At 64.9% G+C, this 14,952-nt stretch carries 15 protein-coding genes; 9 read left to right on the forward strand and 6 right to left on the reverse strand.

The genetic code is table 11. The features are described 5' to 3' along the window. Nucleotides 1-2 precede the first annotated feature (2 nt). Entirely contained in the window at nucleotides 3-806 is an 804-nt protein-coding gene (locus AC4BCK_RS05465) for a hypothetical protein (RefSeq protein ID WP_490566702.1), read from the reverse strand. Further along, nucleotides 793-2,373: a type I restriction-modification system subunit M gene (locus tag AC4BCK_RS05470; RefSeq protein WP_490566703.1), complete on the reverse strand. Its 1,581-nt coding sequence runs from the start codon at nucleotides 2,371-2,373 to the stop codon at nucleotides 793-795. The genes AC4BCK_RS05465 and AC4BCK_RS05470 overlap by 14 nt, the downstream gene beginning before the upstream one ends. Nucleotides 2,374-2,774: 401 nt before the next feature. Between AC4BCK_RS05470 and AC4BCK_RS05475 the strand changes: the two genes are divergently transcribed. Next, the gene (locus AC4BCK_RS05475) at nucleotides 2,775-3,377 is read left to right on the forward strand and encodes a DUF4230 domain-containing protein (RefSeq protein WP_490566704.1); all 603 of its coding nucleotides are present in this window, start codon (nucleotides 2,775-2,777) and stop codon (nucleotides 3,375-3,377) included. A 224-nt stretch (nucleotides 3,378-3,601) separates the two neighbouring features. Here AC4BCK_RS05475 and AC4BCK_RS05480 read toward each other — a convergent pair whose 3' ends face one another. Continuing rightward, entirely contained in the window at nucleotides 3,602-4,471 is an 870-nt protein-coding gene (locus AC4BCK_RS05480; protein WP_490566705.1) for a ribokinase, read from the reverse strand. Between the two features lie 141 nt (nucleotides 4,472-4,612). Between AC4BCK_RS05480 and AC4BCK_RS05485 the strand changes: the two genes are divergently transcribed. After that, a complete protein-coding gene (locus AC4BCK_RS05485) occupies nucleotides 4,613-6,052 on the forward strand; it encodes an MFS transporter (RefSeq protein ID WP_490566706.1) in 1,440 nt (479 codons plus the stop codon). A gap of 35 nt (nucleotides 6,053-6,087) precedes the next feature. Next, on the forward strand, nucleotides 6,088-7,092 hold the full coding sequence (locus tag AC4BCK_RS05490; RefSeq protein ID WP_490566707.1) for a nucleoside hydrolase: 1,005 nt from the start codon (nucleotides 6,088-6,090) through the stop codon (nucleotides 7,090-7,092). A gap of 67 nt (nucleotides 7,093-7,159) precedes the next feature. On the opposite strand, the gene AC4BCK_RS05495 is transcribed toward AC4BCK_RS05490, so the two are convergent. Then, nucleotides 7,160-8,383: an MFS transporter gene (locus AC4BCK_RS05495; protein WP_490566708.1), complete on the reverse strand. Its 1,224-nt coding sequence runs from the start codon at nucleotides 8,381-8,383 to the stop codon at nucleotides 7,160-7,162. 231 nt (nucleotides 8,384-8,614) lie between these two features. Next, nucleotides 8,615-9,397 carry a GntR family transcriptional regulator gene (locus AC4BCK_RS05500; protein ID WP_490566898.1) on the reverse strand — a complete coding sequence of 261 codons (783 nt, stop codon included), beginning with the start codon at nucleotides 9,395-9,397 and terminating at the stop codon, nucleotides 8,615-8,617. A gap of 183 nt (nucleotides 9,398-9,580) precedes the next feature. Here AC4BCK_RS05500 and AC4BCK_RS05505 point away from each other — a divergent pair, with 183 nt between their 5' ends. Together AC4BCK_RS05505 and AC4BCK_RS05510 are read left to right on the forward strand one after the other, a co-directional pair. Beyond that, entirely contained in the window at nucleotides 9,581-10,318 is a 738-nt protein-coding gene (locus AC4BCK_RS05505) for a mycothiol-dependent nitroreductase Rv2466c family protein (protein ID WP_490566709.1), read from the forward strand. Nucleotides 10,319-10,338: 20 nt separating this feature from the next. Further along, nucleotides 10,339-10,845 carry an SRPBCC family protein gene (locus AC4BCK_RS05510; RefSeq protein ID WP_400598737.1) on the forward strand — a complete coding sequence of 169 codons (507 nt, stop codon included), beginning with the start codon at nucleotides 10,339-10,341 and terminating at the stop codon, nucleotides 10,843-10,845. A 103-nt stretch (nucleotides 10,846-10,948) separates the two neighbouring features. Here the strand turns inward: AC4BCK_RS05510 and AC4BCK_RS05515 are convergent, their stop codons facing one another. Beyond that, the gene (locus tag AC4BCK_RS05515; protein WP_310114718.1) at nucleotides 10,949-11,368 is read right to left on the reverse strand and encodes a GlcG/HbpS family heme-binding protein; all 420 of its coding nucleotides are present in this window, start codon (nucleotides 11,366-11,368) and stop codon (nucleotides 10,949-10,951) included. Nucleotides 11,369-11,546: 178 nt separating this feature from the next. Between AC4BCK_RS05515 and AC4BCK_RS05520 the strand changes: the two genes are divergently transcribed. From AC4BCK_RS05520 to dhaK, 4 genes are read left to right on the forward strand one after another with little or no spacing between them, the layout of a single operon-like run. Beyond that, nucleotides 11,547-12,410 (forward strand): class II fructose-bisphosphate aldolase, encoded by an 864-nt coding sequence (locus tag AC4BCK_RS05520; protein WP_310114719.1) that lies wholly within the window; start codon nucleotides 11,547-11,549, stop codon nucleotides 12,408-12,410. After that, nucleotides 12,410-13,237: an HAD-IA family hydrolase gene (locus AC4BCK_RS05525; protein WP_310114721.1), complete on the forward strand. Its 828-nt coding sequence runs from the start codon at nucleotides 12,410-12,412 to the stop codon at nucleotides 13,235-13,237. Before AC4BCK_RS05520 ends, AC4BCK_RS05525 begins: the two co-directional genes overlap by 1 nt. Then, nucleotides 13,234-13,872, forward strand: a complete 639-nt coding sequence (dhaL, locus tag AC4BCK_RS05530) for a dihydroxyacetone kinase subunit DhaL (RefSeq protein WP_310114722.1) — start codon at nucleotides 13,234-13,236, stop codon at nucleotides 13,870-13,872. The genes AC4BCK_RS05525 and dhaL overlap by 4 nt, the downstream gene beginning before the upstream one ends. Nucleotides 13,873-13,922: 50 nt before the next feature. Further along, nucleotides 13,923-14,918 (forward strand): dihydroxyacetone kinase subunit DhaK, encoded by a 996-nt coding sequence (gene dhaK, locus AC4BCK_RS05535; RefSeq protein WP_236821512.1) that lies wholly within the window; start codon nucleotides 13,923-13,925, stop codon nucleotides 14,916-14,918. The last annotated feature ends 34 nt before the right edge of the window (nucleotides 14,919-14,952 follow it).

Here is a 14,952-nt window from a genome sequence, read left to right on the forward strand (position 1 = left end):
AGTCACCTCGATTTTAGAGCGGTCGCTGAACCATCAGCGCCCCATCCAAGAGAATTTATAGCTAGCATTATCTCGCCGCTATTCTTAACGTTATCAATTATCCCTAAAATCAATCGTCGGCAAGGCTGGTACTTTTTAAGAGCATCGGCTTCACTAGAATCGCCGTGAATAACTTCACTGAGCTCGCTGAACAGTTGGTAACGGTTATTGGAAAATTCTGCAGGGATAATGCGATGTTGATGGTCTACCTCCTCGAGCAAATCCTTGAACGGCCTTCTCCTGCCCCGGCCTGTAGTTATCGGGATTTCAACCGCTTGCGCGACTTGCACCGTGATCGCTTCGAAGATCTGCCGCAAGTAGACCATTGAGCCGGCTCCCAAATGATGATCGTAGGCTAGCTGTGCACTGTCCAGAGGGCCTTCAAAACCACTATCTCCCGTTTTGACGCGGGTCGCGGAGTTTCGCATCTGCTCTGTGTGGCGTTCCAAGAAGACATAAGGCGCAGGAGTGAAAAACCCCTCGGTTGAGCCAACCAGGAACCAAGTTTCTACCGAGGACATGCACATGGGGCATCTGAGAGAAGCGTCGACACTAATTACCGTTTCACTCGAGATCAAACATGACAACTCATCGCCGGACATAAATGTGCGATTATCGCCGCATTTCAAGCAGAAATAGTTAAGCGCAACTTTTCCCACTGAGATTTTCTTATTCTTACCCCAGCCAATCGTGCGGTATCCTAGAAAACCCTCGACCTGATATTCTGTCTTGTCGGGCGCTTTGGAAAGTACGTCAGACAACCGCACCGCTGTAGTCCTCTAGATCAGCGACAATCTCGTCGATGGAAGCGCGCAGTTCTTGTTGCTTTGTAACGATGCGGGCAATCTCGGAGTTGAGATCACGAATGTTAACTATCTCGCGGGTGTCTTCGGCATCGATGTAGGAGGTCACAGCGATGTTGTAAGAGTTTTCCGAGATGTCCTTGTTCGCCACGAGTTTGGCGAAGTGATCGGCGTCTTCTCGAATCGTGAATGCGTCGAGGATGGCCCGCAGGTGGGTTTTTGCGAGCTTGTTCTTGTTGCCGACGCGAGTGAACTGGGCCGAGGCATCAATAAAAAGCACGGCGTTGTCGTTCTTAGACTTCTTGAGCACGATGATGCAAGTCGCGATCGTGGTCCCGAAGAACAGGTCCGGCGGGAGTTGAATGACGGCGTCCACGTAGTTGTTGTCGATCAGGTATTTGCGGATCTTCGCTTCCGCGCCTCCGCGGTAGAGCACACCCGGGAACTCTACGATCGCCGCAGTGCCGTTGACGGCCAGCCAAGACAGGATGTGCATCGTGAAGGCAAGATCTGCCTTGGACTTCGGCGCGAGTACACCTGCTGGCGCGAACCGCGGGTCGTTGATGAGCAGCGGATTGGCGTCTCCGTCCCATTTGATCGAGTAGGGCGGGTTAGACACAATCGCCTCGAATGGTTCGTCATCCCAATGAGCGGGGTCGATGAGGGTGTCACCATGGGCGAGGTTGAACTTCTCGTAGTTCACATTGTGAAGGAACATGTTGATGCGGGCGAGGTTGTAGGTGTTCAGATTGATTTCCTGCCCGTAAAAACCCTGGCGAACGTTGCCCTTGCCAAGTATTTTGTCGAATTTCAGCAGCAGGGAGCCCGACCCAACCGCGGGGTCGTAAACCTTATTCACCTCCGTCTTGCCAACCACGGTGATGCGTGCCAGGAGTTCGGAGACTTCCTGGGGCGTGTAGTACTCGCCTCCGGACTTGCCTGCGCTGGAGGCATACATTTGCATGAGGTATTCGTAAGCGTCGCCGAACAGGTCAATCGAGTTATCTTCGAAGCTACCCAGTGGAAGGTCACCGATCGCGTCGAGAAGTTTCACGAGTTTCTCGTTGCGCTTGGCAACCGTGCTGCCGAGCTTGGAGCTGTTGACGTCGAGGTCGTCGAACAGGCCCTTGAGGTCGTCTTCGCTGGCAGTCCCGATAGCGGAGCCCTCAATATTGTTGAAAACTCGTGCGAGCGTTTCGTTCAGGTTCGCATCGTGCGAGGCGCCTTTGCGGACGTTCTGGAAGAGTTCGGACGGGAGAACGTAGAAGCCTTTTTCAGCAACAGTCTCAGTGCGACCGACCTCAGCTTGCGAGTCGGGAATGGTGGCGTAATTAAAGGTGGGGTCGCCAGCGTCGTGTTCGCCTGTGTTGATGTACGCGGTGAGGTTCTCGGAGATGAACCGGTAGAAAAGCATGCCCAGCACATAGCTCTTAAAGTCCCACCCGTCGACTGACCCTCGAAGATCGTTTGCAATGCGCCAGATGGTCTTGTGCAGCTCGGCGCGCTGTCCTTCTTTGCTAGTGGGGGCCATGTCTCGTCTCCTGCGCGTCCGCGCGCCATTGTGTTGTGTTCTGGTTTGACGTCTAGGTTATCGGCGAACTCTCACCCTGGAGCGCTCCCTCGCCAGTGACGGTTCGGCTCCAAGCAGGTTTCGCTCAACAAGTTGTGCTTTAAGTCCATACCATATGGGCACTGGGACCCGCCGGAGGTCCGTGCACAGGTTGAGGGCGTCTGGTCGGAGCTGCAGGGATTAACTGGAGGTTAGGCAGGTGACTATACTCGCACTGCCCTCTCTGTCACCCCAAGTGAGTCCTCCGGACTTGTCGGTGAGGCCGGCTACACTAGCCCTGAGACTTCGATGCGGGACATGTCTCGATGCACATCTCATAGTCGACACGCAACTGAGGCGTATCGCGTAACGGGGGAAGTTCGGTGTTGAAGGCATTGAAAGGCTTCGCTGTGTTGGCGGGCTCAACGCTGGGGTTAGTGGGCGGGGCCAGCCTCCTTGGGTTCAATGAGAATCCTTGGAGCGACAAAACCAAGGACCGAGCAGCTCTCCTGCAGTCCATCAAGGATGTTTCACAGTTGCAGAGTGCCATCGAGACTTTCCAGATGGTCCTCGATACGGGAGATGACAACTCAGCAATGCCGGATGTCATCTCCGGGCGGCGAACTATTTTCCTAGCTGTAGGTACAGTCGACGCCCATGTCGATCTCTCAGGTATCACCGAGGGCGACTTGGCGGTATCGGCTGATGGCAAATCCGCGACTTTGCGTCTACCAGAAGCCCAGCTGGAGAAACCCAACCTCGATCACGAGGCGTTCAAGGAGTACAGCAGTAACCGCGGCGTACTTGATCGGATAGCAGACGCTTTGGGGTCTCCGGAGCAGTCTGCACTCTTTCTTCGTGCCGAAACTGAGATAGCTGCCGCTACAGAAAAATCCGATCTGCGCCAGCGAGCGTCCCCAAACGCACGCTCCACCCTGTCGGGGCTTTTCAGCTGCCTCGGGGTGCGGGTTACTTTCCTCGACTAGGCCGCTGTACGGCTGGCCGGCGAACGTCAGTGTCACCGCCGCCACCACCTTCCCGGCGGCTTCTGCCACCCACACCTGGGCATGCTCGGCGCGGTGCTCCACGTCCTCCAGAACGCTCATGTACGGGTGGCCGGCGGCGAAGTGCCCGGCCCGAAGGTAGGCGTCGCGGGTGATGCGCCGGACCTCGGCAAAGTCGGCGGGTGCCGCCCGACGGAACACCACAGTCAGGAGGAAGCGCCCGAAGCGGCGGCGGTGCGCTCCACATAGTGGCCCAGCTGTGCCAAATCCGGCTGCGACGACGGGTCACCCACGGCATCAGCACCCACGGCGTTCGCCACCGCCAGAGCCGGCGTGTAATCCAGCCCGCTCCGAAGTGCCAGGACCAGGGCGGCGCAGAACGCGTCGCCGGCGCCAACGGTGTTCGCCACCGTCACCGCAAAGGACGGTGCCTCCGCCACCTTCCGGCCGTGCTCGAACATCGCCGAGCCGTCCTTGCCGTACGTCACCGCCACCAGCTTCGCCTCGGCGAGGGCCGGAATCAGGGCGTACTCGCTCTCGTTGACGATCACCAGGTCGCACCGCTCCAGCAGCTCCGCCGGCAGGTCCATGGCCGGCGCCGCGTTTAGCACGAAGAAACCCTCCGCCTTCCGGGCGGCCTCGAGCACCACGTCCAAGCCGACCTCCAGCTGGCACAGCACTGTCTCCTCCGGGCTGAAGTCCACCCCGTCCAGCGACAGGTGCGCGTTGGCGCCCGGGCACACCACAATCTGGTTCTCGCCCTCGCGGTCCACCACGATCAGCGCCGTCCCGGTCGGCTGGGGGAGGGCGGCCACGTCGGACGTGTCAACGCCGGCAGCAGCCAACGCATCCAGCATCCGCTGCCCGGAGGCGTCCCTGCCGACGGCGCCGACCATCCGGGCACTGCCGCCGAGCCGCGCCGCCGCCGCGGCCTGGTTGGCGCCCTTGCCGCCGGGCTGCTCGGACAGGACGGCGCCGCCGATGGTTTCGCCCGTCGTCGGAAGTCGCTCGGCGGTGGCGATCAGGTCCAGGTTGATGCTGCCGACCACGGTGACGGCAGGAAGTCGAGTGCTCATGGAAAGTCCTAACGGGGAGGGGCCGGAAGCGGCCGGATTGAGAAATAGTGTAGACCATAGTTGTACTTGTCCGTCATACATGGTTGTATAACAACTCACATCCCAAGCGCAGGACCCGCCTGCAGAACAAAGGAGTTTGATGTGAACACCCCAACCCCGGCGGCCGCCGCGCCTTCCGCGGAAGCCGCCTCCGCCGTCGTCCTTCCCGACGAAACGACATTCGCCGGCCGCCGCGCCGCCCTGCTGATCTCCACCCTGCTGCTGGGCGTGCTGTCCTTCCAGCTCAACGCCAGCATGGTCACCCCTGCACTGCCGCAGATCGCCGCCGAATTCGGCCAGGGTGCCGACAGCGCAGCCCCCGTCCAGTCCATGTTCTTCCTGGCCGGCGCCATCGCCGGACCCGTGATCGGCCGGTGGAGTGACTTCATCGGCCGCCGCGCCGCCCTGCTCCTGGTCCTCGGCATCATGGGCGCCGGTACCATCCTGTGCATCACCGCCCCCACGCTGCCGCTGCTGGTCACCGGCCGGTTCCTGCAGGGCGTCTCCAGCGCCGTCTTCGCCCTCGCCTACATCGTGCTCAGCGAAAACCTGCACGCCAAGGTCTTCGGCACCTCCGTGGGCATCATCGCCGCCATCAACGGGGGAGTGGGCGGCGTGGACGGCTACGTGGGCGGACTCATGGCCGAGACCCTCGGCTTCCGGTCCATCTTTGTGGTGGTCCTGGTCCTCACCGCCATTGCCGCCGCCTGCATCATCAAAATCGTCCCGGCCGGACGGCCGCAGGGCATTCGCGGCGCCATGGACTGGTGGGGCGCCGGATCCCTGTCCGTATTCCTGGTCTTCATCACCTACTTCGTCACCGGCGGCTCGGCCGCCGGCTGGACCGCACCGAGCACCTTGGCCCTGCTGGCCGGCACCATCGCGTCCTTCGCCGCCTTCTGGATCATCGAAAAACGCCGCAGCCACCCGCTGATCGCCGTCCACCACCTGCGCTCCCGCCAGGTGTGGCCGGTCATCGCCACCACCGTCCTCACCCTGGCCGGCATCTTCGCCATCATCAACTTCACCGTGGTGCTGCTCAGCCAGGACGCCGGCGCCGGCTTCGGCCTGACCGCGTCCGTGTCCGCGCTCCTGTTCCTCACCCCGGCCGCGCTCATCGGCGTCTTCGCCGCACCCCTTGCCGGCTGGCTGGCCGACCGCCGCGGCTGGATCAAAACCCTCCGGATCGGCACCGGCCTGAGCCTGGCCTGCGCCATTGTTGCGGCCACTTTCTCCGAGAACCAGGTGGCGGTGCTGATTGCCGTCGCGGCCCTGGGCATCTTCTACAACGGCTTTTTCCTCACCGCCATCAACGGGCTCTCGGTGCTGCTGTCACCCAAGGAAGCCCCAGCTGCCCTGCCCGGCATCAACGGTGCCTCCTTCGGCATCGGGGCGAGCCTCGGCGTCGTGCTCGTGGCGCCGTTCGCAGCGCAGGCCACCGCCGCCGGGTATGCCGCCGCCCTCTGGATTTCGGTGGCCATCACGGCCGCCGCGTTCATCATCAGCCTCTTCGTCGCCGCCCCCAAGGGCGAGACCCTCTGACCAACCCCACCCTCAAAGGAAAGATAAACACCGCCATGACCACCACCAGTCACCCGTTCTACCTGGACTGCGACACCGGAATCGACGACGCCCTTGCCCTGGCCTACCTTCTCGCCGCGCCCACGGCCGACGTTGTGGGGATCGGGACCGTCAGCGGCAACGTCAGTGCCGCCGTCGGCGCCCGCAACACCCTGGACCTGCTCCAGCTCGCCGGCCACACGCACATTCCCGTGGCGCTCGGCGCGCACCATCCGCTGGCCGGGCAGTTCGGGGGAGGGGCGCCGTGGGTGCACGGGGACAACGGCATCGGCGGGGTGCAGCTGACGACGGCGTCTGCCGGGCTTGCATCCGAGTCAGCGGCGGAGATGCTGGTCCGGCTCGCCCATGCGTATCCGGGAACGCTGCGGGTGCTGGCCATCGGCCCGCTGACCAACATCGCCGAAGCCCTCCGGCTGGAACCGGACCTGCCCGCGCTGGTGGACTCGGTCACCATCATGGGCGGCGCGGCCCTGGCCCCCGGAAACATCTCGCCGGTGGCCGAGGCCAACATCCACAACGACCCCGAGGCCGCCGCCCTGGTGCTGGCGGCCGGCTGGGATGTCACGCTGGTTCCGCTGGACGTGACCATGGCCTCGGTGCTGGAGGAGCCGCACCGGCAGGCGCTGCTGGCGTCCTCCGCGCCGGTGCCGCAGGCGCTGGGGGAGATGCTGGGCTACTACTTCCGGTTCTACGAGGGGATTTACGGCCGGCCTTGTTCCGCCATGCACGATCCCCTGGCTGCGGCGCTCGCTGTTGGCGCGGTGCAGGCGGCTGTTGCACCCCTGGTGCGGGCCGCCGTCGACACTTCCGACGGGCCGGGCCGCGGGCAGACCGTTTGCGACCTGCGCGGGCTGTACGCGGGCTACCCGCCGGTGAAGGGCGCGCGGTGCCGTGTGGTCCTCGCGCTGGAAGAGGACTTCGCCCCACACCTGGTGGAGACGCTGCTTGGCTTCTTTGAGGGCACGACGGCGGGACTCGCCTCAGCGGGCTCCGCCGCCTGACGCCCTCCTGCGGTGGGGAGAGCGCGTTGCCCGGCACGTCCGCAGGGACGAGCCGGGCAACGGTCGTTCAGCTCACGTGCTCCGGGACCGGCCGGGTGGTGTTCGCAACGGCGTGCGGGACCGCCACCAGGGCCAGCACCGCGAGCGCGCCGGCTGCTGCAAAGACGTAGAAACCCCAGGGATAGGCGATGCCGGCAGCGACCAGCCCGCCCGTCACCGCAGGTCCGGCGATGGCGCCGACGCGGCCCACACCGGCGGCGAACCCGAGGGCCGTGGCGCGCAGGCGGGCCGGGAACAGCTGGCTCACCCAGGCGTAAACGAGCACCTGGGAACTGAAGACAAACACCCCGGTGACGAAGACGAGGGCGTTGAGCAGGACGGCGTTCTCAACCTTGATGCTCAGCAGGGCAAGGCAGGCCGCGGAGAGGCCGAACCAGAGCAGCACGATGGGTTTGGTGCCGTGCTTGTCCGCCAGGATGCCGGCGATGATCAGGCCGGCTACGGCGCCCAGGTTCAGCACCAGAAGCAGGGAAAGGCCGGCGCTGACAGGGTAGCCAGCGGATGCCATGAGCTGCGGAAGCCAGGTGTTCAGGCCATAGACGAGCAGCAGCCCCATGAATGAGGCGGCGGCGATGGCCGCGGCAACCAGGGGGTAGGGCTTCTTCACCAGGTCCCGGAACCCGGTCTGTTCCTGCTTCTCGGCCGTCTGTGCGGCCGGCAGGGTCTCGGGCAGCTTGAACCACAGGAACGGCAGCAGGACAAGGCCGGCGACGCCTCCGACGACGAACATCGTGCGCCAGTCCGGGATGACCATCAGCGCCAAGAAAGCAGTTGCCACAGCCCCGACGTGGTAGCCGGTCATGGTGCGGGTGGTGGATTTTCCTGCGGATCCCGCCGGTGCGTAGTCGTTCATGTAGGCGAGGGCCACCGGAAGGCAGGCGCCCAGTCCGACTCCGGCCAGGAAGCGGAAGACGCCGAACATCGCCACGTTGGGCGCCCACGCCACCGCGAGGGTGAAGATCGAGAACCAGAGCACGCAGGCAACCATCAGTTTGCGGCGCCCGAAGCGGTCTGACAGCGGGGCGATGAAGAGCGCGCCGAGGCCGACGCCGACGAGGGAGATGGTGGCAACCAGGGTGGCGCCGACCGCGTCGAAACCCAGTTCGCCGGTCTTGATAAGTGTGGGAATGACGGTGCCAAGCACCACCAGGTCAAAGCCGTCCAGGACCATGGCCAGCCAGCAAAGCCACACGGGCCACTGGGACCTGCGGATGGAGGGTGAAGTACTCATGTAATCCTCATTGATCAGGGAAAGGGATAGGTGCACGCCGCCGCTAACAGCCTCATCAGCAGATGTGATGCGCGGCATACAAGCCGTCGACGAGAATACCCAAAGTTCATTCAACGCACAACTGTTCGCATGTCGAACGACAGGGAGCATGGAAATCTTGTTTAGGTACGAAACATTCAGGGTTGTTGAATTCCGGTTAGCTGCCCGGGAACTCCGCGGCGGCGGATGGGTTTAGGACGGGAACTGCTGCATCACCGAGAGGTGGCCAGCCCGTGCGGACACCAGGCACTTGGCCAGGTAGAAGGGCCTGTTGCCGTTCCGCACGTACTGCGTCAGGACCAGCACCGGGTCCGACGGGCGCAGGTCCAGCAGCTTCGCCCGGCTGGGTCCCACCTGGCTGAGGCTGATCTGGCACTCGCCCGGCCCGGCCAGCCGGCCCAGCTGTTTGTTAAGCGTGGCAAGCAAGGTGGCCCCGCCGTCGTCCTCTATCTCAAGAGGTGCGGCGGCGCCCTTGCCGACGCTGACCGGCTGGGCGGTGACGTTTTCCTGCAGGTGGGCGATGGCCTCGCCGTCGCGGATCAGGACGGATTCCCAGAGCCAGCAGTCGGTGCCGGGCTCCACGCCAATGCCGGGGGCAACGAATTCGGACGCCGCCTGCCGGACCACCTGGGTGCGTTTGACCTCTGCCGGCTGGCCCGGGCGGCCGAGGACGTCCTCGAACGGCTGGATGCGTTCGATGCCGATGCGGGGGAGGGTGTCCGAGACGAAGCGTCCGACGCCGCGCCGCGCCCTGATGAGGCCGTCCGCCTCGAGCAGCATGAGGGCTTCGCGGACCACGGTGCGGCTGACTTTCATGTCCGTGCCGAGTTCGGTTTCGGTGGGGATCATGGAGCCGGGGGTGAGGAGGCCGTTGCGGATTGCTTCGGCGATCCGCGAGTACACCGCGACGCGCAGGGGAGCGCCGGGCTGGGCTGCCACCGGCTGGGAGAGGAACCGGGCGGCGTCCTGGTGCACGTTATGCCTCGCTTGCTTGTGGGTGGATCCGGGGTCGGCCGGGGGATTCCAGCCTACCGGTGTGACGGGTTTGTTGGACAAGCTTCGGTTGGCTGACTGTTCGGGCGGGCCTCCGTGCACATGGGGTGCGTGATCTCCCTTGTTGATTAGACGCACGTCACTAACAGGTGCAAGGGTGGACGCGTGGATGCCGACATCAACTTCTATTTCGACCCGGTCTGCCCTTTCGCCTGGATGACAAGCAAGTGGGTGCGGCAGGTGCAGGCGCAGCGCGAGTACACCGTGGACTGGCGGTTCATTTCGTTGCGCCTGATCAACGCCCACGTTGACTATGACGCGCATTTCCCGCCGGAGTACGAGGCCGGACACACGGCCGGGCTCCGGCTCCTGCGGGTGGCGGCCCGGGCACGTTCGGAGCATGGCCGCGAGTCGATCGCCCGGCTGTACGAGGCGTTCGGGACCCACATCTTCGAAGCTGCCCCGGACACGGCCGGCCAGCGCAGTGAGGCCGAGGTGCGTGAAGAACGGGGGACGCGGGAGTTCGTGGAGCCGGTCCTGGCCCAGGCCGGCCTGCCCCTGCAGCTTGCGGAGGCTCTCGACGACGACTCCTGGGACAGCGAAATCCGGCAGGAGACGGATGAGGCGCTGGGGCTCACGGGCAAGGATGTGGGCACGCCCATCATCCACTTCGAACCGCCTGCCGGTGTGGCCTTCTTCGGGCCAGTGATCAGCCGGCTGCCGGACGACCAGTCGGCCGCCGAGCTGTGGGACCACGTGGTGGGGCTGGCACGGTTCCCCGGGTTCGCGGAGCTCAAGCGGAGCCTGCGCGAGCAGCCGCAGCTCCCGGCCCTCGGGGTAACCTCCGGTGCAGTCGGTCAGCAGGAGGACTGGCACGGCGGCAGCCGCCGGCAGAAGAAGTGACCGTCTGTAAGGATGGACCCATGAATCAGAACAGCATCCGCCACCACCAGGAGTCGGTAACGGTCAAGGCATCAGCAGAGGCGCTGTACGACCTGGTCTCCGACATCACCCGCACCGGTGAGTGGAGCCCGGTCTGCACGTCGTGCTGGTGGGACGACGAGGACAGCGCCGGCCAGCCCGGTGCCTGGTTCACCGGCCGCAACGAGCTCCCGCACCGGTCCTGGGAGACCCGCTCGCAGGTGGTGGCTGCCGAGCGCGGCCGCGAGTTCGCCTGGGTGGTGGGAGGCAGGTTTGTCCGCTGGGGCTTCGCCCTCACCCCGGCAGACGACGGAACCATCCTGAGCGAGTCCTGGGAATTCCTGCCGGAGGGCATAGCCATGTTCGAGGAGAAGTTTGGTGATGGGGCTGACACCCAGATCGCCGACCGCACCCGGCAGGCACTGGACGGCATTCCGAAAACGCTCGCAGCAATCAAGCGGATCGCCGAGTCCGTCGCTGGCGGGGATGCCCGGGTGGCGAAGGGCTGACGGACCGTAGCGGGAGCCGGCCGAAGCGGCGGGGTCCCCGTGGCACCGCCTGCGAGCGCCGATTGTACGCAACGGGCAGCCTGCACCAGCTGTCAGGGGGCTGCTAATACGCCCCGGCTCCGGCCAGCGCAACCTCCTGGTCCTGCTCAATGGTCCCGGTGGACACCCCGATTGCCCCCATGATCCGCCCGTCCCGCACCAGCGGAATGCCGCCGGGGAACACTACCAGCCGTCCGCCGTGGGCGTCACTGAGCCCGTGGATGGGGCCGGCGGGGCGGGTGGCTTCCTGCAAATCGCCGGTCTCGCACTGGAACGCAATGGCCGTGTAGGCCTTGTTGATCGAGATGGTGATGGAGCCGATGTTCGCGCCGTCCATCCGGGCGTGCGCCTTGAGGTTGCCGCCGGCGTCAACGACCGCGATGTCCATCGGCTGCCCTATCTCGGCGGCCTTCTTCGCGGCGGCGTCGATGACCTGCTGCGCTTCTTCCAGGGTGATGGTTTCCAGAACGCTTCCGTTAGCCATGGCGGCAGTCCTTTTCGCTGGTGGGGGAGTGGTTGTGATTTCGTGACACCACTTGAGCACGGGACCCGCACCCCGCAACAGGTGGGGATGACCCCCAAGCCAGGGTGCGGGTTTCCCCCCGTACCCAGGAAAGGAAAGCCCGCTTAGCGTTGAAGGCAGCCAAACAAGGAGGTTTCCCATGGGTGTTGTGCCCCTCAAGGACATAGTCGATCCGGCCTTTCACGCCCGCTACGGCGTTCCGGCCATCAACATTTTCAACGACCTGACCATGGAAGCGGTCCTCGCCGCGGCCGAGGAAGCAAACTCCCCGGTCATCCTGCAGACCTCGGTGAAGACGGTCCGCAGCATCGGCTCCCGCCAGCTGTTCGATATGTGGAAGTCGCTGACCGCCGGCATCCAGGTCCCCGTCACCCTGCACCTGGACCACTGCCCGGACCGGGAGGTGCTCACCGAATGCCTCAAAGCCGGCTGGAACTCCGTGCTTTTTGACGCCTCCAGCATGCCGGTGGAGGAAAACCAGCGCCAGACCATCGAGGTGGTTGCCGAGGCCCGGCAGTACGGCGCCCAAGTGGAAGGCGAGATCGAGGCGATCACCGGCGTCGAGGATGACCACGGCTCGGACGACGTCGCCCCCCAGCAGAGCCTGGAAACGGTGCTGAACTTCATTGACGCCACGGGCATCGACGTCTTTGCACCCTCGATCGGCAACGCGCACGGCTCCTACAGGGCTGCCCCGGTGCTCGACCTCGGCCGGGTCACCGAGATCGTCGAGGCCCGGCACATCCCCATCGCCCTGCACGGCGGGTCCGGCCTGAGCCAGGAGCAGTTCGCGGACCTGATCGCCCGCGGCTGCGCGAAGGTCAACATCTCCACCGCCTTAAAGGAAACGTTCATGCAGTCCTCCCTGGCTTTCCTCAAACAGGCCGAGCAGGACAACAAGTGGGACCCGCCGTCCCTGTTCAAGCACACACGCGGGGAGGTCATGGCGATGGTCAAGGAACTGACCGAGCAGTTCGGCAGCGCCGGCAAGGGCGGCCGCTGATGCCGGCCCTGATCTTCGACTGCGACGGCGTCCTCGCCGACACCGAACAGCACGGCCACCTCCCGGCCTTCAACCGTACCTTCACCGATTTCAACGTCCCGGTCCAGTGGAGCGTCGAAGAGTACGCGGAGAAGGTCAAGATCGGCGGCGGCAAGGAACGGATGCGCAGCATCCTCACCCCGGAACTCGCCCACAGCCTGGGCCTGAAAGACGACGCCGCCGTGGACGAGGCCATTCTGGCATGGCACCAGCGGAAGACCGCCGTTTATAAAGACATGGTGGCGTCCGGAGTCATGCCCGCCCGGCCCGGGATCGCCCGGATCGTCCAGGAAGCGCATGACGCTGGATGGACCCTCGCGGTGGCCTCCACCTCGGCGGAACCGGCCGTCCGCGCCGTCCTCACGCACGCCGTCGGCGAGGGCCTCGCGAAGCATTTCGCTGTATTCGCAGGCGATGTCGTCCCGGCGAAGAAGCCCGCCCCGGACATCTACCTGCTCGCGCTCAGGGAGCTGAACCTAGACCCGGACGATGCGATCGTGGTTGAGGACAGCGCCAACGGCCTGCGCGCCGCCCTGGGCGCAGGACTGCGAACCTTGGTCACGGTCAGTGGCTACACCCGTGAGGAGGACTTCACCGGCGCCTCGCTCGTGGTGAGCTCGCTGGGCGACCCCGCCGGCGAGGCGACCGAAGTCCTGGCTAACGACGCCGGCGTCGACGTTTCCGGCGTCGTGACCCTCGCGACGCTGCAGGCCATCCTGTCCACGCCCCGGCCAGGCACCGGCGCCGCAAACCCCGCCGCCCATTCGACCCCCACGGAGACCCCATGACCGCCACCGACCTCGCCGACGTCGAATACGTCGTCCGCACCCTCGCGCAGACTGCAGTCGACAAGGAAAAGGAGTTCGGCGACCTGGACGCCGTCGTGGGCGACGGCGACCTGGGCTACTCCCTGGCCCGCGGCTTCGAGAAGGTCCTGCAGGACTGGGACAGCTTCAAGCGCGACGACGTCCCCACGTTCCTGCAGCAGATCGCCCTGGCGATCTCAAGCCGGATCGGCGGCACCTCCGGCCCGCTGTGGGGAACCGCGTTTCTGCGCGCCTCCGCCGCGGCGAAGACCGTGGACACCATCGACGGCGCCGCCGCCGTCGCCATGCTGCGCGCCGCCGCCGAGGGCATCATGGCCCGGGGCGGCGCGAGCCTGGGAGACAAGACCCTGCTGGACGCACTCGTCCCGGCCACCGACGAGCTGGAACGCCAGCTCGCCGCCGGTGCCGGAGCCGCCGAATGCCGGGCCGCGTTCGCGAAAACCGTCAGGGAATGCGCGGACGCCACCAGCAAGCTCGAGGCCAGACGGGGGCGGGCCAGCTACAGCGGCGAGCGCAGCATCGGCTCCCCGGACGCCGGCGCGGTAGCGATCGCCATCATCATTGAACGCATCACCGAGGGCTGGGACCAGCGTTAGCCCTGTTTGCCTTCCCATCAACCTGACCAGCACAACGACGTGGAGATCACATGAAAAAGTTCGTCAACGACCCCAAACAGTTCGTTCCCGAGATGCTCGAAGGGCTGGCCCTGGCCAACCCCGAGACCCTCAAGTACGTCCCCGAATACAACCTGATCATGCGCGCTGACGGCCCGGACCAGAACAAGGTCTCGATCGTGCAGGGCTCCGGCTCCGGCCATGAACCCGCGCACGTCATGATCGTGGGCAAGGGTATGCTTGACGCCGCCTGCCCGGGCGACGTGTTCGCCGCACCGCCGTTCGACTACGTCTACGAGACCACCAAAATGATGGCCTCGCCCAAAGGCGTGCTGCTGCTGGTGAACAACTACACCGGCGACAAGATGGTCTTCGACATGGCCCAGGAAATGTCCTCCGCCGAGGGCATCCAGGTCAGGACCCTCTTCATCAACGACGACGTCTCCGTGGAGGACTCCACCTACACGATCGGCCGCCGCGGCGTGGCCGGGAACTTCTTCGTCATCAAGGCTGTCGCCGCCGCCGCCGAACGCGGCGCGGACCTGGACGAGGTGATCCGGATCGGAGAGAAGGTCAACTCGGTCACCCGCAGCATGGGCGTCGCACTGACCGCCTGCACCCCGCCGGCCAAGGGCAGCCCGCTGTTCGAACTCGGTGAGGACGAAATCGAGATCGGCGTCGGCATCCACGGTGAACCGGGCCGGCGCCGGGCGGCCATGATGAGCGCCAACGAGATCGTCGAGGAAATGCTCACTCCGATCGTCCAGGACCTGCCGTTCGGCGACGGGGACCGCGTGGCTCTCATGATCAACGGCCTGGGCGGAACCCCCATCAGCGAGCTGTACCTGCTCTACGGCCAGGCCCACAAGCGCCTCGCCGAGCAGGGCATCAGCGTCGGCCGCAGCTACGTCGGCGAGTACTGCACCTCCCTGGACATGGCCGGAGCGTCCATCACCCTGGTCAAGCTCGACGACGAGATCGAGTCGCTGCTCAGGGACCCGGCCGAGATCCCGATCCGGGTGTTCTAAAGGACCCTCCCAATCGTGGGGATAGCCAGGGAGT

Source organism: Pseudarthrobacter sp. As-47, from assembly GCF_058215595.1.